The 23,705-nt window shown below is 69.1% G+C and carries 23 protein-coding genes and 2 pseudogenes; 9 read left to right on the forward strand and 16 right to left on the reverse strand.

The genetic code is table 11. The annotated features are described in order from the left end of the window. Positions 1–84 precede the first annotated feature (84 nt). Both C8250_RS01480 and C8250_RS01485 read right to left on the reverse strand, forming a co-directional pair. The gene (locus C8250_RS01480; protein ID WP_138351725.1) at positions 85–651 is read right to left on the reverse strand and encodes a TetR/AcrR family transcriptional regulator; all 567 of its coding nucleotides are present in this window, start codon (positions 649–651) and stop codon (positions 85–87) included. Continuing rightward, positions 648–1,010 (reverse strand): DUF1304 domain-containing protein, encoded by a 363-nt coding sequence (locus tag C8250_RS01485; protein ID WP_138351871.1) that lies wholly within the window; start codon positions 1,008–1,010, stop codon positions 648–650. The genes C8250_RS01480 and C8250_RS01485 overlap by 4 nt, the downstream gene beginning before the upstream one ends. 342 nt (positions 1,011–1,352) lie before the next feature. Here C8250_RS01485 and C8250_RS01490 point away from each other — a divergent pair, with 342 nt between their 5' ends. Beyond that, positions 1,353–2,087, forward strand: a complete 735-nt coding sequence (locus C8250_RS01490; RefSeq protein WP_138351726.1) for an alpha/beta hydrolase — start codon at positions 1,353–1,355, stop codon at positions 2,085–2,087. Positions 2,088–2,501: 414 nt separating this feature from the next. On the opposite strand, the gene C8250_RS01495 is transcribed toward C8250_RS01490, so the two are convergent. Then, positions 2,502–5,207 carry a hypothetical protein gene (locus tag C8250_RS01495; RefSeq protein ID WP_187144687.1) on the reverse strand — a complete coding sequence of 902 codons (2,706 nt, stop codon included), beginning with the start codon at positions 5,205–5,207 and terminating at the stop codon, positions 2,502–2,504. A 364-nt stretch (positions 5,208–5,571) separates the two neighbouring features. Between C8250_RS01495 and C8250_RS01500 the strand changes: the two genes are divergently transcribed. Further along, positions 5,572–6,537: a GNAT family N-acetyltransferase gene (locus C8250_RS01500; RefSeq protein ID WP_138351728.1), complete on the forward strand. Its 966-nt coding sequence runs from the start codon at positions 5,572–5,574 to the stop codon at positions 6,535–6,537. Positions 6,538–6,592: 55 nt separating this feature from the next. Here the strand turns inward: C8250_RS01500 and C8250_RS01505 are convergent, their stop codons facing one another. From C8250_RS01505 to C8250_RS01515, 3 genes are all read right to left on the reverse strand, one after another. After that, on the reverse strand, positions 6,593–6,946 hold the full coding sequence (locus tag C8250_RS01505; protein ID WP_138351729.1) for a UBP-type zinc finger domain-containing protein: 354 nt from the start codon (positions 6,944–6,946) through the stop codon (positions 6,593–6,595). Positions 6,947–6,981: 35 nt separating this feature from the next. Continuing rightward, complete coding sequence (locus C8250_RS01510) at positions 6,982–7,455, reverse strand: VOC family protein (protein WP_138351730.1); 474 nt, start codon at positions 7,453–7,455, stop codon at positions 6,982–6,984. Positions 7,456–7,681: 226 nt separating this feature from the next. Beyond that, the gene (locus C8250_RS01515; protein WP_138351731.1) at positions 7,682–8,872 is read right to left on the reverse strand and encodes an enoyl-[acyl-carrier-protein] reductase FabV; all 1,191 of its coding nucleotides are present in this window, start codon (positions 8,870–8,872) and stop codon (positions 7,682–7,684) included. Positions 8,873–9,211: 339 nt separating this feature from the next. Between C8250_RS01515 and C8250_RS01520 the strand changes: the two are divergent. Continuing rightward, positions 9,212–9,496, forward strand: a pseudogene (locus C8250_RS01520) (DUF2000 domain-containing protein); the annotation flags it as partial. 34 nt (positions 9,497–9,530) lie between these two features. Here the strand turns inward: C8250_RS01520 and C8250_RS01525 are convergent. The 7 genes from C8250_RS01525 to C8250_RS01555 form a co-directional block, all read right to left on the reverse strand. Beyond that, on the reverse strand, positions 9,531–10,022 hold the full coding sequence (locus C8250_RS01525) for a hypothetical protein (RefSeq protein ID WP_187144688.1): 492 nt from the start codon (positions 10,020–10,022) through the stop codon (positions 9,531–9,533). Further along, entirely contained in the window at positions 10,019–10,378 is a 360-nt protein-coding gene (locus tag C8250_RS01530; RefSeq protein ID WP_138351733.1) for an Ada metal-binding domain-containing protein, read from the reverse strand. Before C8250_RS01530 ends, C8250_RS01525 begins: the two co-directional genes overlap by 4 nt. A gap of 1 nt (position 10,379) precedes the next feature. Continuing rightward, positions 10,380–11,108, reverse strand: coding sequence for a 2OG-Fe(II) oxygenase (locus C8250_RS01535; protein WP_138351734.1), 729 nt, complete (start codon positions 11,106–11,108; stop codon positions 10,380–10,382). A gap of 123 nt (positions 11,109–11,231) precedes the next feature. After that, the gene (locus tag C8250_RS01540; protein WP_138351735.1) at positions 11,232–11,744 is read right to left on the reverse strand and encodes a methylated-DNA--[protein]-cysteine S-methyltransferase; all 513 of its coding nucleotides are present in this window, start codon (positions 11,742–11,744) and stop codon (positions 11,232–11,234) included. A 383-nt stretch (positions 11,745–12,127) separates the two neighbouring features. Then, positions 12,128–12,856: a hypothetical protein gene (locus tag C8250_RS01545; RefSeq protein ID WP_232485483.1), complete on the reverse strand. Its 729-nt coding sequence runs from the start codon at positions 12,854–12,856 to the stop codon at positions 12,128–12,130. A 276-nt stretch (positions 12,857–13,132) separates the two neighbouring features. Next, positions 13,133–13,702, reverse strand: coding sequence for a hypothetical protein (locus C8250_RS01550; protein WP_244808938.1), 570 nt, complete (start codon positions 13,700–13,702; stop codon positions 13,133–13,135). A 106-nt stretch (positions 13,703–13,808) separates the two neighbouring features. Further along, positions 13,809–14,330, reverse strand: a complete 522-nt coding sequence (locus C8250_RS01555) for a hypothetical protein (protein ID WP_138351737.1) — start codon at positions 14,328–14,330, stop codon at positions 13,809–13,811. Positions 14,331–14,762: 432 nt separating this feature from the next. On the opposite strand from C8250_RS01555, the gene C8250_RS01560 reads away from it, so the two are divergent. Beyond that, positions 14,763–15,275: a nuclear transport factor 2 family protein gene (locus tag C8250_RS01560; RefSeq protein WP_138351738.1), complete on the forward strand. Its 513-nt coding sequence runs from the start codon at positions 14,763–14,765 to the stop codon at positions 15,273–15,275. 215 nt (positions 15,276–15,490) lie between these two features. Here C8250_RS01560 and C8250_RS01565 read toward each other — a convergent pair whose 3' ends face one another. Both C8250_RS01565 and C8250_RS01570 read right to left on the reverse strand, forming a co-directional pair. Continuing rightward, positions 15,491–16,885, reverse strand: coding sequence for an aminotransferase class I/II-fold pyridoxal phosphate-dependent enzyme (locus C8250_RS01565; RefSeq protein ID WP_198358003.1), 1,395 nt, complete (start codon positions 16,883–16,885; stop codon positions 15,491–15,493). A gap of 194 nt (positions 16,886–17,079) precedes the next feature. After that, positions 17,080–19,032: an SMI1/KNR4 family protein gene (locus tag C8250_RS01570; protein WP_138351739.1), complete on the reverse strand. Its 1,953-nt coding sequence runs from the start codon at positions 19,030–19,032 to the stop codon at positions 17,080–17,082. 99 nt (positions 19,033–19,131) lie between these two features. Here C8250_RS01570 and C8250_RS01575 point away from each other — a divergent pair, with 99 nt between their 5' ends. After that, a complete protein-coding gene (locus tag C8250_RS01575) occupies positions 19,132–20,100 on the forward strand; it encodes an MFS transporter (protein WP_244808939.1) in 969 nt (322 codons plus the stop codon). A gap of 103 nt (positions 20,101–20,203) precedes the next feature. Further along, positions 20,204–20,740 (forward strand): GNAT family N-acetyltransferase, encoded by a 537-nt coding sequence (locus tag C8250_RS01580; protein WP_138351740.1) that lies wholly within the window; start codon positions 20,204–20,206, stop codon positions 20,738–20,740. A gap of 118 nt (positions 20,741–20,858) precedes the next feature. Here C8250_RS01580 and C8250_RS01585 read toward each other — a convergent pair whose 3' ends face one another. Next, on the reverse strand, positions 20,859–21,218 hold the full coding sequence (locus C8250_RS01585) for an excisionase (protein ID WP_138351741.1): 360 nt from the start codon (positions 21,216–21,218) through the stop codon (positions 20,859–20,861). 68 nt (positions 21,219–21,286) lie between these two features. Here C8250_RS01585 and C8250_RS01590 point away from each other — a divergent pair, with 68 nt between their 5' ends. The 3 genes and pseudogenes from C8250_RS01590 (at position 21,287) to C8250_RS01600 (ending at position 23,563) form a co-directional block, all read left to right on the forward strand. Continuing rightward, positions 21,287–22,255 carry a Clp protease N-terminal domain-containing protein gene (locus C8250_RS01590; RefSeq protein ID WP_138351742.1) on the forward strand — a complete coding sequence of 323 codons (969 nt, stop codon included), beginning with the start codon at positions 21,287–21,289 and terminating at the stop codon, positions 22,253–22,255. A 77-nt stretch (positions 22,256–22,332) separates the two neighbouring features. Continuing rightward, positions 22,333–22,626 (forward strand): annotated as a pseudogene (locus C8250_RS01595) (FAD-dependent monooxygenase); the annotation flags it as partial. Positions 22,627–22,819: 193 nt separating this feature from the next. Then, entirely contained in the window at positions 22,820–23,563 is a 744-nt protein-coding gene (locus C8250_RS01600; protein ID WP_138351743.1) for an SDR family NAD(P)-dependent oxidoreductase, read from the forward strand. The last annotated feature ends 142 nt before the right edge of the window (positions 23,564–23,705 follow it).

Here is a 23,705-nt window from a genome sequence, read left to right on the forward strand (position 1 = left end):
ACGGACCGTCATGAGGTCGACGACGGGCGACACGGATGCTTCCCCGAGCTGTGCCTGTTCGGCTCGGCCCTTGTTCTCATCGCCTCAGGGCAGTCGGGCGCGGTGCAGAGTGACGAGCAGGCGCCAGACCTGGTGGGTGATCTGGTCGGGAGTAGCTTCGATGAGCCCGTGCAGCCAGTCGGCGAGCACGCCGGCGAAGGTCGCGGCCACGGCCGAGGCGATCAGGTCGGGCTGTGGTGCTCCGGCCAGGGTGCGCTCGGTGTGGCTGCGGGCGCGCAGATCCTCGTGGAGTACGTGACCGAGGGGACCGCCGCCGCCGGGGCGCAGCAGGCTCCGGTAGAGGCCGGCGTGCGGGACGAGACCGGTGAAGAAGACGGCCAGCGCGGGTGGCGGGCTTGCGGGATCGGGGGCGCCGCGCCAGGCGTGGAGGGCGTCCACCGCGTCGCGGACCACGTCGGCGCAGGCGTCGACGGCCAGCGCCTCCAGGTCGCCGTAATGGAGGTAGAACGTGGCGCGGCCGACCCCGGCCCGGCGCACCAGCGCGGCGACGCTGACGTCCGCCAGCGGGCGCTGCGCGCACTCGTCGAGCAGGGCCTGGCGCAGCCTGGCCCGGGTACGCGCGGCCCGGGGGTCTGCCTGGGGAGCTGTCACCGGGCCGCCAGGACGGCGGCGAGGGCCAGCGCGCCGGGCAGCGCCTGGGCGATCAGGATGCGCCGGTTCGCGGTGATGCCGCCGTACACGCCGGCGACCAGCACGCAGACCAGGAAGAAGACCTGGACCCTGAATCCGGTCGGGTCACCGGCGATCAGGCCCCAGATCAGCCCGGCTGCCAGAAACCCGTTGTAGAGGCCCTGGTTCGCGGCCAGCGGCGCGGTGGCACGGGCCATGTCGGCATCGAAACCGGAGAGCTTGCGGCCCGGCCCCTTCTCCCACAGGAACATCTCCAGAACCAGGATGTACGCGTGCAAGACGGCTACCAGGCCGACCAGGACATTCGCCGTCGTTTCCATCGTCATTCCCGTCTACTGCAAGCTTCATGGACAGGTGTCCATGATACATGGACAGCCGTCCAGAAAATCCGCTCACTGTACCCGGGCCCAGAACGGCCTTCGAGCGCGGACCACTGAGACCGTGTCCCATGCGGTGAGGCGGCATCCGGCCACGGAACCTCCGCAAAAAAACCTGTTGGCGGACCACAGCGACCACTGCTACTTTTCCGGAGGCCGTGCGAGAGAACGAGGAGGTGGTACCCGTGAACGCAATATCGACATGGGTGCTCCCCTCCGGGGTCACAGTCGGGCGATAGGTCGTCCGGGAGCGCCGTTTTCTGAGCCCTCCCGAAAGGCACGACCATGCACTTCACTTCTGAACAGCGTCTCGACGACGGTGTCCTCGAGCGCGAATTCACTCTCGGCGAGATCCCCGGCATCCTCTGGACGCCCGCATCCACATCCGCACCGGCGCCGCTGATCCTGCTCGGCCACCCCACACTCGGACTGCGCAGGATGTACCCCCGACTGGTGGCGCGGGCCCAGCAGGCCGCGGCGGACGGCTTCGCCACGGCCACCATCGAGCTCCCCGGAAGCGGCGACCGGCCCCGTTGGCCCGCCGCCGAGCAGGCCCGCGCCGACCTGCGCCGGGCCATGGAGGCCGGCGAGCCGGTCAGCGACGAGATCATCGACGCCCTCGTCCTCCCGCTGGTCGACCAGGCGGTCCCGGAATGGCAGGCCGCCCTGGACGCCCTCCTGTCGCTGCCGGAGATCGGCGGCCCGGTCGGGTATTCGGGGGGAGTGATCTCCATCGGAGTCCGGCTGGCGGTGGTCGAGCCGCGCATCTCGGCCGCCGTTCTGTTCGCGGGGAGTTTCGTGCCTCGCGCCATTCTCGAGGAGGCCCGACAGGTCACCATTCCGCTGCACGTTCTGCTGCAGTGGGACGACGAAGGTAACGACCGGCAGGCGACCCTGGACCTGTTCGACGCCTTCGGTTCCAAGGAGAAGACGCTGCACGCCAATATGGGCGGGCACACCGGAGTCCCCCAGTTCGCGGGGGACGCCGCAGCCCAGTTCTTCACCCGGCACCTGCGCTAGCCGCCGACCACCCCCGCCGCCAGGCCAGCAGCAGACGTAGGGGGCGTCGGCCTGGCCACCGCTCATCGAGGACAGCCCCCGGCCCTCCTCGATGAGCGGTGGCCGGCAGATGCACAACCGCCCCGATCGCGGCGGTACCGGCCATCGGCGGTACCGGCCGGTCGGGGCGGCGCTCGGCACCCCGCGGAAATCGCCGCCGGTGGAGGCGCGGTTGACGGCGACGGTGTGCTCGAATCTGAGGTATGACGCAGGACCTCCACCACCACGGTCTTGCTGCCGCCCCTGATCCGCTCGTCGGACAACCCGTCACCCGGCTCCGGGATGGCTCCCCGCATTCCACGCGGCTCCTCGGTCGCATCCCCCGTCGGCAGGCGCCGTCATGCGCTGGACCCGTGGTGACTCGGCGCGGCTGGCTCAGCGCAACAGCCGGGCGCTCTTTCGGCGGTGGCGGCGTCTGACCGTGGGGTCATCGGCCAGGTCGGCGACGACAGCGGCGGCACGTTCGGCGTCGTGGCCGGCCAGTTCCCGGACCGCCGCCAGGCGCCAGGCGCTCTTGAGAGTTCTGTCGTGAGCGAGAAAAGCCAGCGTTTCCACGGCGCGTGATGGTTCGTGGCGTGCCAGGCACAGGGCCGACCACAGGCGTGTCCTGCTGGGCAGGTCGATGTCCCTGGCCAGGCACGCGAGCAGGTCGGGGCCGCGTTCGTCGTCGACCATGGCGAGCATCATGGCCGAGCGCACCCGGACGCTGGGCGACGTGCTCGCGCTTTCGGCCAGACTGCCGAGCATGTCCGCACTCCGTTCGTGGCCGATCCCGGCCAGCACGGAGACCGCCAGGGCACGATCCGGCGCCAGGAGCTTTTTGTCGCAGGCGAGGTTGTGGAGCAACTCCACGCCTTGCTCGTCTCCGTGCTCGACCAGGAAGCCGGCGGCCTCCACTCGCGCGTCGTCACGGACCCGGGCGTCGGTGGCCAGGCGGTGCAGCAGGAGCAGACCGCGTCGGTCTCCGGCGCCCGCCAGCCTCACCGCGGCCTGCACTCTCCAGGTGCCGGTGGCCAGGTAGGGAACCTCGGCCAGCTCGGCCAGGATGTCCGCCGCGTGCTCGGCACCGAGCCATGCAAGTGCCTCGGCGGCGATAACCCGGTGATTCCTCTGGGCCTTGGAGAGATAGGCCTCCGCCAAACCAGGGTCCGTTTCCGGGTGCATGCGGTCAGGATTCGCCCTGAGATCCGCACAGCGTCTGTCGTCGTCCGTGATGCGGGCGAGGAAGGTGAGTGACGTCATCGTGGCCCGGGTGACGGCCTTGGGCAGGCCTGTTCCCAGATGTTTCAGTTCGGCCAGGAAGCGGCAGCCGTCCAGGTTGCGCTTACCGGAGAGCCGCATCAGCTTCTGCTCCACCTGGGAGGTCAGGGCCGGGCCTCTCGCCTCGTCCAAGAGCCTGTCCAGCAGGAAGCCGGTGTACGACGCCTCTTGCTTGCGCGGAGGAGTCCAAAAGCGTTGCCCGTAGCCGAAGAAGGTGACGTCCGGCACCGGCTTCCAGGGCCAGTGCCGAGCCCACCGGTCGTCCAAGAGGCGGGCGGTCGTCACCGCACACGCCTCCGGCGTCCGGGTGGCGTGGCGGGCAGCGCAATATTCGAGGAAGGTCTGCTGGAGGAACTCGAGCTCTCCGGCGCGCTGGGTGAGCATGCCGCTGCGGAGCACCGTCTCCTTGCGCGTCATTCCTTCCGGCCATGGACCGGGCCAGGAGGACAGCAATTCGATCAGGGATGCGTCTGTGTCCTCTTCGTTCGTGTCCTCTTCGTTCGTGCCCTCTTCGTCCACGTCCTGATCGTCCTTGGGGGCCAGACGACGGGCCGCGATGTGTCCTGCGATGTCGAGGGCGAGTTTTCCAACGTCCGGGGAGCCGGAGGCGTCCTGCGCTCGTCGCTCCTGCTGCAGGACAAGAAGGCGTGCGTACTCGTCGTAGATCCGGCCCCGGGTGTCGGGCATGATGCGGTTGTGGGCGTAGAGCTGGCACAGCAGTCCGGCGATGAGCGGGGTACGGGCCAGCTCGGTCAACTGCTCCCTGGCGGAGAGTTCGGTGATGAAGCGCTGTGCGAGCTCGGCGGGATCGGCAACTCGCTCGGGCAGGGCCGTGAACCAGCGGTGGGCCACCTGCGGCAGCTCCTCGCGGCGGAACGGCAGCAGGTCGTACCGCAAGGCCTGGGGCCCGAGCCGCTCCAGTTCACCCGGTGGCAGCGGACGTGTGGCCACGATGAACCGGTAGACATCCGCGTCGGGCCCCTGGGCGTGAACGGCGAGGTGGCGCAGCAGCTTTTGGCGGGTTTCGGCACGGGGGATCTCGTCGAGGCCGTCGACCAGCACCAGCCAGGGAACACCGTCCTCGGGCGGCGAGGCGAAGAGTCCGCGAAGCTCCCGCCCGTACTCGCAGGACACCGCCCAGGTCAGGGCGTCCGGCAGACTGCCGCCGCGCAGGGCTTTCTCCCTGGTGATCAGCGCCTGTGCCGGGACGAGCACCGGCACAGATCCAGCAGGACCCTCCCCCCGCAGACAGCGTTCGACGCCCTCGGCAAGCCAGGTCCGCAGCAGGCTGGACTTGCCCGCGCCGGGTCCTGCCATGACGACACAGGTCCGTGCGCCGGCGAGGATCTCGTCCGCCGGCACGGCCGCAGCACTGGACACCAGTGGCGGGCGGTCAGCGTTGTTCCCGTCCGATTCCTCGTCCAGGCAGCGGATCTGCTGGCGCAGATACACCGCACTGAGGGCCGGTAAGCCGTCATCGATGACGCCGGCATAGGGCTGGGCGTCGAGGGTCGGCTCAACCGACCTGAGATACGCGTCCAGTTGCCCGCGACGCCGTTCCCCACTCTGGGGGTCCGGGCCCTCGACCTGCGCGTCCGTTCTCAGCCTGCCACCTGGGGCGTCTGCCTCCACGGCCGGCGAAGAACTCTGCGCTGTCTCGGCCTGCTTCCGTAGCTTCAACAACGGCTCCACAGCGGTCCCGAGCGCTACCGCGAGCGCCGCCACAGTGTCCTCCGTGGGCAACTTCGGCCCGTTCAGCGCCTCGTAGACGGTGGTGCGCGACAACTCCGCTGCGCGCGGTAACCCGGTGCTCTTCGACAACGGAGGTCGCTTTGCCCGTCGCAAGTTCCGCAGCTGTTCCTTCAACTCGGCCAGGGCATCTGCCGGGCCTTCCTGCTCTCCCACGTCGCGGTCCCCCTCCAGGACGGCGTCGTCCCGTTGGTTCAGATGCGTTCATCTTGGTTGAGCCGAACATCGCCGTTCAGCGCTTCAGCCAATTTCCTTCCGTCACCCGCCACCTCGGAAGAGAAGAACCCATGGCCGCTTCGTCAACGCATCCCATGCTTCTGACCCTCGGTCCACTGATCGGCGGACTGACATAAGCATCGGTCGAGCACGTGTACGCAGATCACAGCCCCGGAAAACGGTTCGACGGTTTCGCGGAGTCCTGGCACAGTGGCGCACCATGACGGACGTCGAGCTCTTGACCGCCGCGGACATTCCACTCATGCAGGGTCTGGCACAGCGCGTCACCGCCATCCGCCCGGACCTGATCAGTGCCGACGCTTCGTACGGGGAGCTGGCCTGGGTCTGGGGCAAGGGGTGCGCCCCCTACGGGGCGAACTGGCCGCGTCGGCTGTGGTTCTCCGGTACCGAACTGGTGGCGTGGGGCTGGGCCTTCCTTCCGCACCAGGTGAGGCGCAATGACGGGTCGGTCACGGATGTCACCGGCGCCTTTCTGAGTTATCAGGTCCATCCTGACCACATCGAACTGGTCGACGAAGTGATCGAGTGGTACGACGGTGTGGCGGCCGGCCTCGAACGTACGGTGTTGCCGACGGCCGCCGAGGAGTTCGCCCTGAAGCGATGGGCGGCGCACGGCTATGAGACCGACGTGGAGGCGCTCGGTGACACCGGCGACTGGACCCAGCTCAATGAGCGGGACCTCACCGGTGTGGAGCGGCCGGTGCTCCCGGCCGGATTCCGGTTCCGCACCGCCGACGAGGCGGGACCGGAGGCCGCGGTCCGGGCCCATGTGGACGCCTGGGCTCCCTCGGCGTACTCGGCCAGAAGCTACGAGGATGTCCGGCAGACGGCGGCCTATCGCGGTGACCTTCACGTTCTGGTGGAGGCGCCGGACGGAACCATGGTGTCTTCGACGATCATGTGGCTCGACACGGCGAACAAGACCGTCGAGTTCGAGCCGGTCGGAACACATCCGGACTACCGGCGGCTCGGGCTGGCAAGGGCGATGATGCTGCACGGGATGCATCTGGCGCGGGCGGCCGGGGCCACTCATGCGACGGTCGTCTGCCTGGGGGCGCCGGGACATCCCCGGGCGCGCGGGCTGTACTACGGCCTCGGGTTCCGGGAGCTCTCGCGGGACGCGCCGCTCATCAAGACCAAGACCAAGACCACGACCGCGGGCTGAGGACCGGCCGTTCGGGCAGTCGCGGGTCCAGCCGGCGCACTCGCCGTCTACGTGATCAGTGGAGATGCTGCTCCCAGTCCGCCGGGACCTTGTCCTGGGGGCCCGGAGTGGACTGCGAAGCCGGGTGCGCGGTGGGCGGGGCCAGCTCCGGCCCTTCGTAGTACTGATCGGTCTCGATGTTCCAGAACCAGTCCTCCCCCGGTTCGAAGCTGGTCAGCAGAGGGTGTCCGGCCTCACGCGCGTGTTTCGTGCCGTGCTGCCCGGGCGAGGAGTCGCAGCATCCGATGTGCCCGCAGGCGGCGCAGCGCCGCAGGTGGAACCACCACCCGTCCACCGCCAAGCACTCCACGCACCCGGTTCCGCTGGGCATTGCGGTCGGATCGAGGCCTGGGATCTGCTGGTCTGCCATGAGGGGTACCTCTCTCGTGAGGCGCCGTGCAGGGGTCAGGCGCCGGTGTCGATGCGTGCCAGGATGCCCTTCAGCAGACCCGTTGCCTGCCCGACCTCGATGAGGTAGCCGTCCGGGTCGCGCATGTAGCAGCGCAGCTCGGCGCGCCGGTCGATGGGCGGGGTGAGGAACTCGGCTCCCTTGGCGCGAGCCGTCGCGTAGAACCCGTGGATGTCCGCCACTCGTACGTTCAGGAAGCTGGAGACCGTGTGGGGGTCCTGCGGTGTACGCAGGACTACGTCGGGTTTGTCCTCGGTGGGTCCGCCGCCGGGGTTCATGATGATCCAGCTGTTGGCGACCTTGATGATGCAGGGGTTCTCATCCAGCACCACCCTTCCCCCCAGTACGCCGGCGTAGAACGCCCGCGAGCGAGGGACGTCGCCGACCGTGAGGAAGTGCGTGAGCAGCAGGCCCTCGGCCGGTGCGGGAAGGTCCTCGGCCGGTGCGCCTTCGGAGCTGAAATCGGACATGTGCCGAGCGTATGGCGCGGGCGGCCGCCCGGCATTCCCACCCGGCAGAACCGGTCAACCGTCGCGGCCCGCGGCCAGGCCCTTGCCGCCGCCGTGCACTGGGCGGCGTTCCGCGACGGTGTCCCCCACATGGCCGTTCCTTCACCTCGCGCGTGCCGCCCGTGGACCACGGTAAGCACACGGGTGGCTGCACGGCAGGCGGTATCTCGTGATCACTCTGCCGGCTCTACGGCGCCGGCCAAGCGACGGCGGTCTCGACGGGCTGGTCGTAGTCGATGCCTTCGAGACCCCATCCGTACAGCTCGCGCAGTTGGCTCATGAACCAGTCGGCGCCGGCCGTTGAGCGGTGGATCCCGGCTTGCGGGTCGGCCCACAGTTCCCGGATACGGTCCTGCACCTGCGGATCGAGCTCCCAGCCGTCGAGGCGGATGCGGCCCTGGTAGTCCGCGGTCAGTGGGGTGGTGCCGGTGAGCTGGTCCCAGAGGTCTTCTGCCTGCTGGGCGGTGGTACGGAAGCCGTCGCCGAGAACGGCGCGGAGGAAGGAGGTGTACAGGGCGATGGAGGGGATGGCGCTGGAGGCCTGGGTGACGGCGGCGCCCGCAACGACGGTGACCGCGTGCTGCGTGCCCGCAAGGACGGTGTCGTTCAGTTGCCCGGCGGTGCGCTCCAGGTGCTCCTTCGCGGCGCCGATGGTGCCCTGACGGTAGATCGGGGCGGTCAGTTCGGAGCCGATGTAGGTGAGCGCGGCAGTGGTGAAGTCGTCGGCGAGCAGGGAGCGGTCGGCGAGGGCTTCCACCCACAGCTGCCAGTCGGCCCCGCCCATGACCTGCTCGGTGGCCTGCTTCTCGTCGTCAGTGGCGGGCTCCAGACGGATGCTGGTGACCTGGGGGGTGTGCTCGGAGAAGTCCAACGCGGGGGCCTGGTAGGGCTCTCCGAGCGGTTTGATGACCGAGTGGTGGACGGTGCCCGTGACCGGGTCGGTGCGGCGGGGCGCGGCGAGGCTGTAGATCAGGTAGTCGACCTTCCCGAACCGCTTCGCCACCAGGTCCAGTACCTGATCCTTGCCCTCCTGGGAGAAAGCGTCCGCGTTGACGAAGACGAAGTCGCTGCCCGCCTCGTCGGCGAGGCGGGCCGCGGCCGCGGTGCGGTACCAGCCCGCGGTGGCGGTACGCCGCTCCGTCTCGGCTCCTTCGTAGGCGACTCCAACGCCCCGGATGCCGTGCTGCCGCAGCCCGGTGAGCAAGGTGGCCAGACCGTAGCCCGCGCTGTGGCCCAGGAGCAGCACCACCGGGCTGCCGGTGTTGCCGCGCGCCGGGATCTGCTCCCACATTCGGGTGACCGTCTCGGCGGAGCCGGCCGGGTGGGAATTGACGATCAGAAAGCCGCGCTGCTTCAGGTCGATGTGCCGGAGGCTCAAGGGTGGGTATCCGTTCCGCTGGTCGGGTGAGGCGATCATGGAAGTGGACGATCAGCTCAGCCAGGGCTGGGCTGAGCTGATCTGGGCTGTCGATTCCAGGATTCCGCTCCAAATGTCCGTCTTCGGGCAGGGTATCGGCGTCCTGCGTGGTGATCCCTGCGAGCGCGGTACGGAGAATCCGCTCGCGGGTTGTCGATTCCGGCCTTGACGGCGCTCCTCGTTCGGCAGCCGTAAGGCCGCCGTCTCCCTGCCGCATCCCCGGCAGACGTCCCGTGCGACCACGGCGGGGAACGGCAGGCGGGCTTCCAACTCGCGCCCCGCGCCTGGCGCGACGGCGAAGACGCCTCCGGCCTCCCACAGCCGGGTCTGCCCTGGGCAGGCTGCACCGTCCTGGCCACCGACGCCGACACCCTCCACGCCTTGCGGGCCGAAGCCGTCGCCAAGGGAGACGAGTTGCTGATCATCGACATGCCGGAACTCGCGCAGACCTCACGCGTCTACAACGAATACCTCGACCAGCTCACCGGCATCAAGACCGAGGACCTGACCTACTGCGCCATCAGCCTCGTCGGCCCTCGCAACAAGATCGACGGACTGGTCCGGAAGCTTCGTCTGCTCCCCTGACCGACACCGCGCGCGGCGGGCCGGACGTCGAAGATCAGCGGGTTCGACGCACTTCCGGGTGCAGGTCCAGGTCCACGTCCGGTTCCACGTCCGGCTCCAGGGAGGCGAAGAGGAAGGTGCGGTGCGGATCCCAGTCCGTGCCGAGCCTGAGCCTGCTCCTCAGTTGGGCCCAGCCGAGCGGGGCGGCGGCGATGACCCACGCGTCCGGACTCGGCGCCGTCAGCCGTACGGCCGACCGCAACCAGGAGGCCGCCTGCTCCGGCCAGTCCACGACCGCGACGACCGTTCCCCCGCCGGCCTGCCACGCGGCGGTGAAGGCTTCGGCCGCCGCCCGTGAAGCCGCGTCGCGGCTGTGCCCGACCGCGACGGTCGAGGCGCCGACGGCAGGCGCCGTCAGCAGAGCCAGCAGCGAACGGAGTTCAGCCTCGGCGTGCGGAGCGGGCGGTGGCATCCCGGCGTACTGGGCGGCCTGCGCCGCCGGCATCAGCGGGGAGCGGGAGAGATCCCGCGACTGCCGTCCGGTCATGTCGTGCCCTCCTTATCCCATCGTGCTCGGCACGCTGGGCTCTCCTGCTGGGATTTCCAGCGCCGGTACTCCCTCGGCAGGCAGACGGCGCACGGACGGTAGCCCGCGGCCACCGCCGTAGCCTCGTCGCGGAAGAAGACCCGGTCACGTACGTAACCGCCCTGGGCAATGACCCGCAGAGCCGACCGGCAGTCGAGCCGCCCGTACAACCGGCCGCGCCGGTGTCCGCCGAGGGTGCCCGGCACCGTATCGCGGAACGTCCGTCCGCACGGGCCGACGAGGGTGTAGCGGGCGACACCGGCGCCCACCGCCGGTTCCGGGTCCGGGTCAGGCAACTCCGAGGCGGGCTGGTGCATGTCAGGCGGCATCGTGGAAGACCAGGCCCAGGGCGTGGCGGCGGCCGGACCGTACGGTGCTGACGCCGTGCCGCATACCGCCGGCCGACCACCCCCGGGTGGAACGGATGGGCCGGTCCCGGGTGGTGAAGATCAGGCCGTGCCCCTGCGGCAGGACGGTGGTGATGCCGCGCGACTGCGCCCGGGGCCGCTGTTCGACCAACAGGAACTCCCCACCGGTGTAATCCGTCCCGTAGGCGTCGAGACCGACGACCACCTGGAGCGGGAAGAGCATGTCGCCGAAGACATCGCGGTGCAGGGCGTTCCAGTCGTCCGGCCCGTAACGGAGCAGGATCTGCGCGGACCTGTCCTGGCCGGCCGCGTGACACATCTCGATCCACTCCTCCAGGTCGTCGGGCCACGGAGCCGGCCGCCCCAGCCGCTGCGCCCAGTCACGGGCGACGGTGAGCAGCCGCGGGTACAGCGCTCGCCGCAACTGCCGTACCGGCTCCGGAAGATCATGGGTGAAGTAGCGGTACTGACCCGAGCCGAAGCGGTGACGGGCCATGTCGACGGTGGAACGGAAGCGGTCGGCGTCGTCGTACAGCGCGGTCAGGGCACGGCACTCGTCAGGGGTGAGCAGCGGCGGGGTCACGGCACAACCCTGGGCGTCGAGCTCGGCGGCCACGGCGGTCCAGTCGGCGGCGGCCACCCTGCGGCGAGCCTCGGTGACGGTGAAAGCGGTAGGCATACGGTTCTCCGGAGTGGGTGAGGCCGGATCGATCCGCGATCCGGCCGGCGGCCGGCCGACTGGACCGCGGTCTGCGCGGCTCGGGGTCCTACGGCGGTGGCGGCGCGGTCGGCTGGACGCGCGTCAGATGAGAACGGGCTGCAGGGCCCCTTCGTGGATCAGGAGGTCCTGCTTGCGCTCGACACCGCCCGCGTAACCGCGCAGCGAGCCGTCCGCCCCGATGACCCGGTGGCAGGGGCGCACCAGGAGCAGTGGGTTGGCCCCGATCGCCGCACCCACGGCGCGGACCTCCGCGCGCTCGACACCGAGTTGATCCGCAAGGTGCCCGTAGGTGGTCGTCGTGCCGTACGGGATGTCGTCCAAAGCCCGCCAGACACGCTGCTGGAACTCCGTGCCCGTGGGCGCGAACTTCAAAGCGAAGGTCCTCGCGCTCCCGTCGAAGTAGGCGCGGAGCTGACGTGCCACGTCGGCGAAAACCTCGTCGTCGCGCCGCCAGTCCTCCTGAACCACCCCCGCCCCCTTCTGCCCCGGCATCGACAGCGACGCGAGCGCAACGCCGCTCCTTGCCGTGGCGGACGCCTCGCCCACCAGGAGAAGGTCACCGAGCGGACTTCCGGCAATGCTGTAGAGCGTCATGATCGTGGTCCCTTCGTAGCTGTTCTCACCTCCTACTATCCGTGGGACGGAACGCCGGAGCTGGCGGAAATCGGACACGGCGTTCATCGCCCGCTGCCGAGGTCGTGGATCTAATGCAGGCGCTGGAGGCCAGCGGAGGACGTCATGACCAGAGCCGGTTCATGACATCCCTGATCGGAGATCCTGGCGTCAGAGCGACCCGTGTAGCTGTCGACGAACCTCGGAGGCGCGCACATGCCGTCGACATCACCATCACCATCACGGCCGGGTAAGGACGAACCTCCCCAGAGGCGCTCGCGCTCCCCACTTGGTTTCCTACTCAACCGAGGGCTGGAGGAGGTGGCGGACCCGGGCCGCGGAGAGCCGTGCTTCAACCCCGGCGGTTAGGTTGCGGCGAGGATGTGTCGCGTTGCCGCGAGGTTGGCCAGTGTTCGAAGCCGCCCGAAGTAGGAGGCGCAGTACTTCTCGTTGATCACGGGCACGATCTTGACGAGGTCGTCCATGCACCTCCAAAGGTCGGCAACGCCATTGTCGTCGAGTCCTCCGTTCAGCTCTCCCTGGACGAGGCCGGCGACGTCGGCATCCAGGAGGATCAGCTCCACTCCCCCAATGTCCGCGCCCCGGAAGCCGGCGGGGAACACTGCGTGCCGGTGTTCCTCCCACAGCCGGGCAAGACGGTCTTCAGGCTGCGTTCCGTTCAGGTCAGCGGCTTTCGCCTCTGCCGCAGATGGTGGGCGAAGGAGCAGGGAAACAGCGTCGAAGACGGCACGCACCATGTCCATGGCGCCGGCTGGACCGAGGGCGGCACTTGTCGCGGCACCCTGCGTGAGCTTGTCGCGCAGAAGCCGGCTGCGGTCGAGTTCCGCGGCGAGTTCGGCCGGGTTGAGCCCTGCGTCGGTGGCCCGCTCGATCAGATCCTGAAGCGGGCGATTGACGGCCAGCCGCTCGGCAAGGACATGCTCCAGAGCGAACAGGGAATGCGTGACGGCGACGGTGGCGAACTCATACCGGTAGTAGGAGTGCCGGATGAGCTCCCGGGAGGTTTCCATCACGCTCATGACGTACATCGACGCATCGCCGGGCAGGACCAGATCGGCGACCAGGGCGTGCATGTCCGCATAGTCGAGAACGACGTCGCGGGCGCGCGGGTCCGGTACTGGTACGGGGAGTGGGCCAGGCAACGGCGGCAGGGTACTCACCCGCGCAGTCTTGTCGTCCGGGAGCCACCGGAGCCACCGGATTTGCTCGAGGCGGTCGGCGACGACCCCTTACCGCCTGTCGCCCCTGGCCTGTCCTCCGACCTCAAGGACGTCGAGCATGTGACGTTCAGTGTCTCTGAGTCCGCGTTCGAGATCTGCCCGGGTGGCTGAACAGGGTTGCAGGTCTCCTCAGGAGAATGCCGTCTCCGCCAAGGAGAGCCCCTCGCGGGCCTCGTGCGAGAGCACCAGCCGGGGCGAATGCCGCGGCGCCTGACGAAGGTACTGGTGGTATCCGGTGGCATGGAACTTGAGGTCGAAGCCGTCACCTTCGATATGCCAATGCGGGTGGGCAAGGCTGCCGTCCGAGACCGATCTGCGGAGGTGGTCAATGTCCAGACTCATGCCCATCCCCTTGAAATCGAGATCACCTTCCATATCCCAGATGTCCTCGAACACGAGCGTGGAGGGTGCGATCCAGAAGCTGAAGTGTGTCTCCGGCGGGACCGGATGCACCCACCGGACGATGTAATCGATGTCGAGCAGCAGACGTGGCAGCGAGTTCTCGGAAGGTCCTGGCTGCACGCACAGGGCGTGGATGGTGACATCGTGCCATCCCATCTCATCGAAGTCAGCGTCGCTCCAGATGCTCTTCGTCAGACCCGACTCCGCGTGTGTCCCTGTGCTCATAGCGGCATCCAAGCAGAACAGGGGGGTGACGTCACCGTCGCGGTCCTGAACGTTCGCGGCGACCGCGTGCACGGCGAGCAGCGGGCCGAGCGTATCGGCGGCGGGGACGGTGTCGGCGGTGCGGGCGGACTGGGAGTCGATCAGCCCCGAGCCCGGCCCATGACGTGCTGAACCGCGATCAGGGCTCGGGCGGTGACTGCGGAAGGCGCGTCAGGAGATCGTGTGCGGCTGTGAGAATGTTGCTCCTGATCTCGTCGATGGTGATGTCCCATTCCTCGTTCCAGTCGCCCAAGATGATGGCCCATTCGACGATGGGCTGCAGCACTTCGGGGTAACCGAGTTCCATCGCTGCTTCGACCCAAATCATGTCGGCACCGGTGGCCGGATCGACATCCCCGTCGGCGATGAGCAGGGCCCACCAGCGGGCGAGTGCCCACCGGGCGTCGTCCAGATCGACAGGCAGCCGGTAAGTGAGTCCGAGTTCATCCACCACGCGGTCGAACAGCTCGGGTGCTTCGGGCTCCTCTTTCTTTCCCAGGCCGGCGAGGAGTGGAATCGAGGGAGAGTCGACGTTGGCAAGGAGAGCATCGAGCCCGGTCTGGATGAGCCGGTCGGATCCCACCTGACGTCCCATCTGGCAGCCGAACGCGCGCTCCTTGGCGAGCATCCGCAGCCTTCGGATCGCCTCGGTCCTGGTCATGTTCGCCTCTTCTGCCGACTGCGGGAAAAGGCATATCCTGTCATCCCGGCGATGCCACTCGGTAAGGGATAAACGCCTTCGACGCGCGGCGAGGCCCGGTCGGTGATGTTCCTGTAGTGGCGGCTACCGGGTGGACGAGTGCGGACAGCGATGGACACTCCTCGCTCCGGTCGGGCCTGGAAAGTGGACACCGCCTGACACGAGTCTGTGTGCATGAGCGTTGCAAGCGCGCAGACGAACAGGGAGCAGCCCACCGATCCACTCGGCAGGGAGCGGCTCCACCGCTCGTCCCGGCCGCCGTAGCTCTGCGCCCATCACCGCCAGCACCCTCCCACCTCCCAGACACACCCCTCCCCCGGGATGCCGACCGTCGGCGGCCCACCGCGGGCCACCACCGGTCGCGCCCGTACCCACACCCCAAGGAGCATCACCATGATCTCGACCTCCCGCCCGTCCCGTGCCATCACCGTGCTGATCGCCGCCGCGGCCCTGTGCGCAACCACCGCCACCACCGCCCACGCCGCAAACTCCGAACACCGGCAGCCGAGGATCGTCGCGGACTGGGCCCGCGCATGGAACGGCACCGACCCGCAGGCGCTCGGCGCCCTGTTCACCACCGGCGGCACCTACGCCGACCTGGGCGTGGGCATCACTTTCCACGGCCCCCAGGAGATCGCCGGGTGGAAGGCCCGCGCCGACAGTCTCATCGACAACGTCCACGTCACCGTGCGCACGGCCCACCGCGACGGCAACCGCATCACCGTCAAGGCCGTCTACTCCGGCCACCTCAAGGGCGCGCCCAAGCCTTTCGCCGTGCCGATGACCACGCTCCTCGACCTCGACCGGAACCACTGCCGGATCACCTCCGATGAGGACCACTACAGCCTCACCACGGTCCTGGCCCAGTCCGGCCTTCCCACCGACTGGACCCCGCCCACCAATTGACGTTCGACCAGACCACGGCCCGGATCACAGGCCCGTATCGGTGCGTCGAGCCCCGGGCAACCGCCCGCGCGCCGGCTGGAGCTCCGGATGCTGTCCGACGTCGAACACAAGGACTGCCGGGGGCTGACGAGCATGCCGGCCTGGCCCGCCCGCCATGAGGCAACACATCCTGCGCGGCACGCACCGGGAAGTGGATGCGGCCCGCAAGGCGGATTTCAGGGGGTGGCCAGGCGGTCGAGGGTTTGGATGATGTCGTCCTCGGTCGTGGTCGGGTTGATGGTGCACAGGCGCAGGACGCTGCGGCCGTGCACCGTGGTGGAGGTGACGGCCGCGTAGCCGCTCGCGGCGAGGGAGGCCGCGCGCGTGGCGTGCGCGCCGTCCCCGCCGTGGGTGAGTGCGAAGGTGACCACTCCCAGCTGGGCCGGGGTGACGACCTCCCACCGCGGGTCGGCGCGCAGCCGGCTCTCGGTGAACTCGGCGAGCGCGATGCCCTGCGAGATCGCTGCCCTGATGCCCGCCGCGCCGTACACCCTGAAGGTCAGCCACAGCTTGAGGGCACGGGAGCGGCGGCTGAGTTCCAGCGACCGGTCACGGAGGTTGACCTCGCCGCCGGCCGCGGAGGTGTTGAGGTATTCGGCGTTGATGGTGAACGCTCGCTCCAGCGCCCCCGGGCGCCTGACGAGAACGCAGCCCACGTCGTACGGCTGGAACAGCCACTTGTGGGGGTCGATGACGAGGGAGTCGGCGCGTTCCATGCCCGCCAGGGCGGCTGCGCCGGTGGCACTCAGGGCGGCGGGAGCACCGTAGGCGCCGTCGATGTGGAACCACAGGCCCTCGGCCCGGCAGAGGTCGGCGATCTCCGGCAGCGGGTCGACGGTCCCGGTGTTGGTCGTGCCGGCGGTCGCGACCACCATCAGGGGCCGGCGGCCGGCGGCACGGTCGGCGGCCACCGCCGCCGCCAGTTCCCCGACCGGCATCCGCAGCTGCTCGTCGCTGCGCAGAACCCGTACGTGGTCGGGCGGGAACCCGAGGGCCCGCAGGTCCCGCGCGATGGAGGAGTGGGTCTGGTCGGTGAGATAGGCGACTCCGTCGCCGAGTTCCGCCCGGGCCGTCGCGAAGGCGGTGAGGTTGGCGAGCGATCCGCCGCTGACGAGGATGCCGTCGGTACCCTCGGGCATGCCCAGCAGCTCCCGGAGCCAGTCGACGACGACCAGTTCCACGGTCGTGGGGCCCGACCCGCCGCCCCAGGACGTCGCGATCGCGTTGTGGCCGGTGCCCAGCCACTCCCCGAGCACGGCCGCGAAGGACGAGGGCCCGGGCACCCGGGCGAAGTACCGCGGATGGTCACCGTGCTGCATGTTGGCGAGCGCCGTGTCCACGAGGGTCCTGATCGCCCGGTCGGCGTCGCCCGGCACCTCAGGCACCGGACCGCCCAACACCGCCCGCAGTTCCTCCGGCGTGCCCTGCTGGATCGCCGGCCCGTCCGCCCGGGACTCGCAGTGGTCGACGACCAGGTCCACGACGAGATGACCGAGCCGTCGCATCTCCTTCGGCGTCATCCCCAGCGCGTCGGCCGGCCGACGCGGGCCCGATCCATGATCCTTCTCCACGCGAACCTCCGGGCAGCCGGGCGACGGGGCACCCGCACGGTACCGCGTGGCTCTACCCTGCCCATCCGCTCCACGGGCATCCCCCAGCAGAGTCAGGCAGTGGAGCGGCACGTCCGGGGCCAGCACCGGTCCACGCCCAGACCGGTCTGTGGAACCAGGCCGGCACTTCGCTGGGATCGGAATCAGCGGGTTCTCTACCTGCTCCCCGGCGCGTCCTCTCCCGCCCGCCGACCGTCCGCCAGGCCCTCGGCTGCGCGGCCTATGCGGATCACCGCGTACCGCTCGCCCTCCCCCGGCGGCCGCGTCCATGAACGGGTGGTCAAGGTGTGCAGCCGTCCATTCACGATGGCATGACGTGGCAGAGACGCACGGAACTCACCGGCCACCGCTTCCAGTAGCGACCGTTCCACCTCGGCCCCGTCCTCCAGGGTGCCGAAGAACCGGCTCGGATCCAGTGCCCTCGGTATTTCCCCGCTCTGTTGGATCTCTCCGTCCGCGTACGTGAATGCGTACTCCTCCGCACCGTCTCGCGCCACCGAAAGGTGGAAGAACGGGTCACCATGCCAGGGCCTCAGGCCGCTCCACACCACCACCGCACGGGTGCCCGCGCCGGCGGCCGCGGCCGGGGAGACGAACCGTCGCTGGTCGAACGGGGCAGGATCGCCGTCGAAGGCGAAGCTCCAATCGGTGCCGGCCCGACCGACCGCCATCAGAGCCCTGTCGTCGTAGGACGAGAACTCAGTCCGGCCGTGCAATGACCTTTGGCGCGCCTCCCCGAGGGTCATGGGTTCGTTCAGCTCCATGCCGTCCCCGTCCGTGAGGCATCCGGGCAACTCCTCCGGCTCCACGCCCTCCACCAGGACGAACCGGTAGGACGTACGGTTGTTGCCCGGGTCCGGTTCCGCGAGCCACGCCAGGTCGGTGGGGTCGAGTGCGGCCGTCGGCGTCGGTGCCTGGCCCGCCTGCCCGCCCCGAGGCGTGGACAGCAGCTCCCGGCCCCGCTCCGGAGTCAGTAGCGGCCCGAGCACGGGGTCGGCCACCCACCCCAGCGGCGCCAGATGATACGGTCCCAGCGGTTCCCACAGGGGCAGAGCGTTCATCAGTGTCCGCCAAGCCTCGTCGGTGTCTCCCCACCGTGCCAGCTCCCACGCCCGCTCGACCGCTTCCCCGAACGGTCCGGCCGCCGTGTACCGGTAGGTGTGGTTCCTCACCTGGTTCAGCGTCGCGTAGGCCGAGGACACCAGGTCGTCGTCGGCGCCCCGCAGAGGGAACGTCAGTGTCGAGTCGGCCCGGTACGAGTGCGCCGCGTGCTCGGCGACCAGCGGGGGCAGCAGCTCGGGAGCGTACTGCGGGTCCGTCACCAGGCCGTCGTAGTCCACCATGTACCTCTCTCCGAGCAGGCGGCGTATCTGGTCGCCGAGCCCGGCGGCCCGCGGTCTGCTGTACGCCTTGGCCTCGTCCAGCATCTTCACGGCCGCTTCCCAGCCACCGCGCAGCGCCTCCAGCCGGGCCTCCTCCACCAAGGCGTCCAACGTGCGCGTCGTGTCGCTGGCGAACAGCGGCTCCCCGTCCCGGCGGTGCACCAGCAGGCTGTGGAACTCCCGGTACATGTCCCGCAGGAACTCGAGGAAGTTCGCGTGCCGCGCGGGCGGCTCGGCCCGCCAGCTCGCCCACGTGTACACGGCCCACTCACCGTTCTCGTCCACGTCCTCGGGATCCATGAGGACGTAGGCGATGTCGGACTCGACATCGAGCTGCAGTCCGCGCCGCCAGATGTCCGCCTCCTGCCGTTCCTCGGGGCCGGCGTCCTCGTCCAGATACTCCTCGAACAGGACCGCGAGTCCCGACTCATCGTTGTGCCAGCGCGCGGCCTCGGTGCCCGCCAGCAACGACACGGACCCGCCCGCATGCCGCAACCCGTCGCTGACCTTGAGGAACTCCCGGTACGACGGGGGCATCCGCCGGCCAAGGCACTCCTCCATGGCTGCGATCCGCTCCTCGGACGCGGCCGGGAACCCCAGCCAGCGCGCTTGCCGCGCGCTTTCGTCGCCTTCGTCCTGCGTCTCGCCGTCGGGCAGGGAATCCGCCCACTCCCCGCTCCACCTGAGCAGGAAGGCCCGCCAGTCGAATGCCGTGGTGTCCGTCATGCGCCCGATGCTGCCACCCGCCACTGACAGTGCTCCGCTGCTTGTTGTGGACAACCGGCCGGGACGTCAGCAGGCGGCGGCCAACGCTGATCGCACGCCGTGGCGCTACTGACCGGCGCAGCAGGGGTGCTGTTCAACACCGCCTATCCGCCGTTCTTCGCCCACCTGGTGCCCCGCTCGTCCTACCTCGACGCGAACAGCAAGCTCAGTGCGAGCCGTTCCGCGTCATACGTCGCCGGCCCGGCGATCGGTGGCGCTCTGGTCCAGGCGCTCACCGCTCCCGTCGCCGTCGTCGTCGACGCCCTGACGTTCCTGGCGTCCGCGATTCTGGTCGGTCGGGGTTCCACCGACGAACCGGCGGCCGCCCCTGACCGAGCGACACCCCCGCTGCTACGGCGTGCCAGGGAGGGGCTGGTATTCGTTGTCCGTCACCCAGTACTCCGGGCAAGCCTCGGGTGCGCGGCGACCGTCAACTTCTTCACCTTTGTCGCGGGCAGCGGACTGATCGTGCTGTTCGCCAACCGGAACCTCGGACTGACCGCGGGAGTCATCGGCATGGCGTTCGGGATCGGCGCCACCGGCTCGCTCCTGGGCGCGGTGATCGCCCCGAAGGTCGCGCGAAGGCTCGGCGTGGGGCGCAGCATCGTCGTGGGCGCTGTGTTGTTCCCGGCGCCGATCGCCATCGCCGCTGCCGCGGGCGGCCCCCTCTGGTCCCGCGCCGGAGCCTTGGCCCTGACCGAGTTCCTCTCCGGCGTCGGCGTCATGCTCTTCGACGTCAACCTCAACTCGCTTCAGGCGACCGTGATCCCCGATGGCATGCGCAGTCGCGTGGCCGGCGCGTACAGCACGATCAATTACGGGTTGCGTCCTGTGGGCGCCGTCCTCGGTGGCCTCCTCGCTACGCTCATCGGCCTCCGGGCGACCCTCCTCATCGGTGCCGTCGGCGGAGCGCTGTCGCTGTTGTGGCTGCTGCCCTCGCCGATACCCCGCATCCGCTCCCTGGCTGCCGACAATCCGGTACCTCCGGACAGCGACACGGATGCGGACGCGCGACCCTTGCCTGCCTGACCCGCCGCGGATCGCCTGTGCTACCGGGAATCCATGGCCCCTTCTCGATGATCGGCTGAGCAATCGCTTGGCCAGTCCCCGGAGGAGAGATCATCATGTGGGGATGTCTGAGAACCAATTCTCTGGAGAACCGGCTGTAGTGCGGCTCCCTCGGTACACGAGGACCGAGCAGGACGAGATCCTCGGCGCCGGCGATGATCCCTTCGGTGTTGCCGCGACCGGTTTGACCTGGCTGCCCAAGGAAGAACACTTCGGCATCAGACACCGCGACCGGCTGGTGGCACACGCCGGCTTGCTACGGCTGCCGGTTGCGATCGGCGACACGAAGACAGAGGTGGTGGGCGTCGGCGGGGTGGCCGTAGCACCCCACATGCAAGGCCAGGGGCTCGCCCGGCTCGTGCTCGCAGCGGCACTCGACCACGCACGCACGATGGGTCCACAGCACGCTCTCCTGTTCTGCCGGCCCCCTCTCATGCCGCTGTACCAGCGCCTGGGATGGCACCCGCTCGACAGGGACGTCCTTGTCGAACAACCCGACACCCGCTTGGTGACCATGCCACTGCGGACCATGGTGATCGCCCTGCGCGACAACGCGTACTGGCCTCCGGAGCCAGTGCGGCTGTTCTCCCTCCCGATGTGACGGGCCCCGGCCGCACCGGTTGTCGGCTACGCGGCGGCACCCAGCGAAGGGAACAGGGTCTGCGCCCTTGACCTGGGTCGACCGCTCCGCGCCGATGGCACGGTACTGCTCGCGTCGGTCACTTCCGCTCCAGCGCGGCCAGCCGCAGCTCAAGTTGGTCAACCCGGTGTCGTAGCAGGGCGACCTGTGCTTCCAGGCTGACCTCCCGTTCCGCCCTGCGCTGAATGCGCGGTGACGCGGCGGCGCGCTCGATCACCGCGTCCAACTGGACCAGGCGCTGTGGCCCGTTCGGGCCGTCCGCCAACCGGGACTGGATCTCGCCGTTGCGGTACCAGGACCGCAGGGCCGAGCGGGAAACGCCGGTCTCAGCCTCCGCCTTGCCCAGCGTGACCCAGGGTGTCTCATCCAGATGCTCGAACAGCTCGAGCTCGTTCTGCCAGCGCGCGAGCCGGTCCTCCCAGTCCGACGGTGACTCCATCACACCCTCCCTTCAACACAGTTACCCTGTCAATAGCAGTGTATTGACAGGGTTGAGACCATGGAACCATGCCATTTGAAAGGTTCACTCCGGAAGCCCGCAAGGTGGTCGTCACGGCTCAGGAGGAGGCGAGGCTGCTCAGGCACAACCACATCGGCACGGAGCACATCCTGTTGGGGCTGCTCGACGCGCCCGACAGCACGGCGGCGAAAGTCCTGCACCGGCTCGGATACAACAAGCAGACGGCGCAGGCCGATATCGCCGCGGTGGTCAAGCCCGGCACGCAGGAGCTGAGCGGCCATATCCCCTTCGCTCCGCAAGCGAAGAAGACACTCGAACTCGCCCTCCGCGAGGCGCAGCAGCTGCACCACACCAACATCGGGACGGAACACATCCTCCTTGCCCTGGTCAGCGAAGGTGAGGGCGTCGGCGCGAAAATCCTTGCCGAGCGGATCAATCCGATCAGCAAGATCCGTGCCGCCGTGCTGGCGTCGTCGGAGGGATCGCAGGACGTCACGGCCGGCCCCTGGCCTGCCGGCACATCTGCCACCGAGGACACCCTGTCCGCCGCCGGCGCGCTGGCCGGTGGCGCACCGGTCGGCAGCCATCACCTGTTGGAGGCGATGCTGCGCGCGGAGAACAGCATGGCGGCCAAGGTGCTGCGCGAACTCGGAGTCGACCCGAAGGCGGTCGCCGCCAAGATCGACGCACTGGATCCGGAGACGACCACGGACGCGAACCCGGAGGAAGCCGCCGCGCGCACGATGGAGATCCGGCTGGTCGACGATGAGGTGCACGTGATCCTGCGGGACCCGACAACCGTCACGCTCGCCAAGAAGGTCACCGAGCTGGCCAACGGCCCGATCCAGGGCGTCGGGCCGGTGGCCGGCATGTTCGTCCCGCTCTGGCGGTCGGCCAACCAACTGCTGCTGCAGGTCCAACGTGTGCTGGAACCGGAACCCGAAGAGGACGGATCCGCCGCGGGCAACGTGGCCAAGGTCGTACGCGCGGTCCTCGCACCCCGGCTCCGCCGGTGAGCCGGCCGATCAGCGGGCGAGAACCTGTCGTCGGGACGAGCAAGGACAGCCCGGGGTGCGGTGATTCGGAGGCCCCCATGACCATCAGCAGCGTTGGCGCCGGCTTGGGCGGCCTGGCCCTTGCTCGTGTGCTGCACATGAACGGCATCGACGCCGTGGTGTACGAACGGGAATCGTCGCGTGGCGCGCGCGGTCAGGGTGGCATGCTTGATCTGCACTCCGGGACCGGGCAGCGGGCGTTGCGCGAGGCCGGCCTGCTCGACCGGTTCCACGCGATTGCCCGTCGTGAAGGCCAGGACCTGCAACTTCTCGAGCCGGACGGCACCCTGCTGCTGCAGGAGCACACGCCCGACGACGCCCCGCTCGAACGCACCAGCGCCGCCGGCCGGCAGTCCGCGCACATCCAGGAAGTCCTGGAGTCGCCGGACGCCGGCCAGAAAATGCTCGCATTCTTCCAACCTGGCTGAAGACAGCCGATCCGACCAGGCAACCGGCCGCCCAGCAAGCCAGCGCAATCACCTGGGGCCACACGGCCGGCGACCACCGACGCAGAAAGCGCACGACATGACCACAGTTCTGATCACCGGCGGCACCTACGGCATCGGGGCGGGATTCGCCCGGCGATTTGCCGCTGACGGGCACGACCTCGTACTGGTCGCCCGCGGCAAGGAGCGCCTGGACGCCGTCGCCGCCGACCTCCACACCCGCTACGGCGTGTGCGTCGACACCATCGAGGCCGACCTGACCACCGTGGAAGGTTGCGCCCGGGTCGAGGACCGACTGCGGAACAGCACCATCGACATCCTGGTGAACAACGCCGGCCACGCACTCCCGGCACCGTACCCGCGCAGCCCGCTCGCGGACGAAGAGCGGATGATCGACCTCCTGATCCGAGTCCCGCTTCGGCTCACCCAGGCTGCGATCCCCGGGATGGCCGAACGCCGCCACGGCGTGATCCTCAACATCGCATCCGTTGCTGGTCTCCTGCCCACCGGCACTTACGGAGCGGCCAAAGCCTGGTTGATCCGTTTCAGTGAATCCCTCCGCTTCGACTTCAAGGACCAAGGCATACGCGTCCTCGCAGTCGTTCCCGGGTTCACCCGGACCCCGGGCGCGGCGGGCATTCCGGTCGCCGACTGGCTCTGGCTCGAGGTGGACCAAGTAGTGGAAGAAGCGATGAAGGACCTGCGGCGGGGCGCGCCCGTCAGCATCGCCGGTTGGCACTTCAAGTTGTACGACCAGGCAGTCCGGCATCTGCCGCGCCGGATTGTCGCGGCCATGGCCCGCTCGCGTAAACCGCGTACATAGCCGCCGGCTCTGCATGGCAGGAGGAGATTCTCTGACGGATCAGCAGGACGAGGAGGAGGCGCTGTGACCGTCGATGCCTGGCGCGGAGGGGTCTACCGCTGGAAGACTCCGGAGGCCGCCTGACGGCAGAGCTCAACATGTC

The sequence above is a fragment of the Streptomyces sp. So13.3 genome (assembly GCF_005860785.2).
Taxonomy (GTDB): Bacteria; Actinomycetota; Actinomycetes; order Streptomycetales; family Streptomycetaceae; genus Actinacidiphila; species Actinacidiphila fildesensis.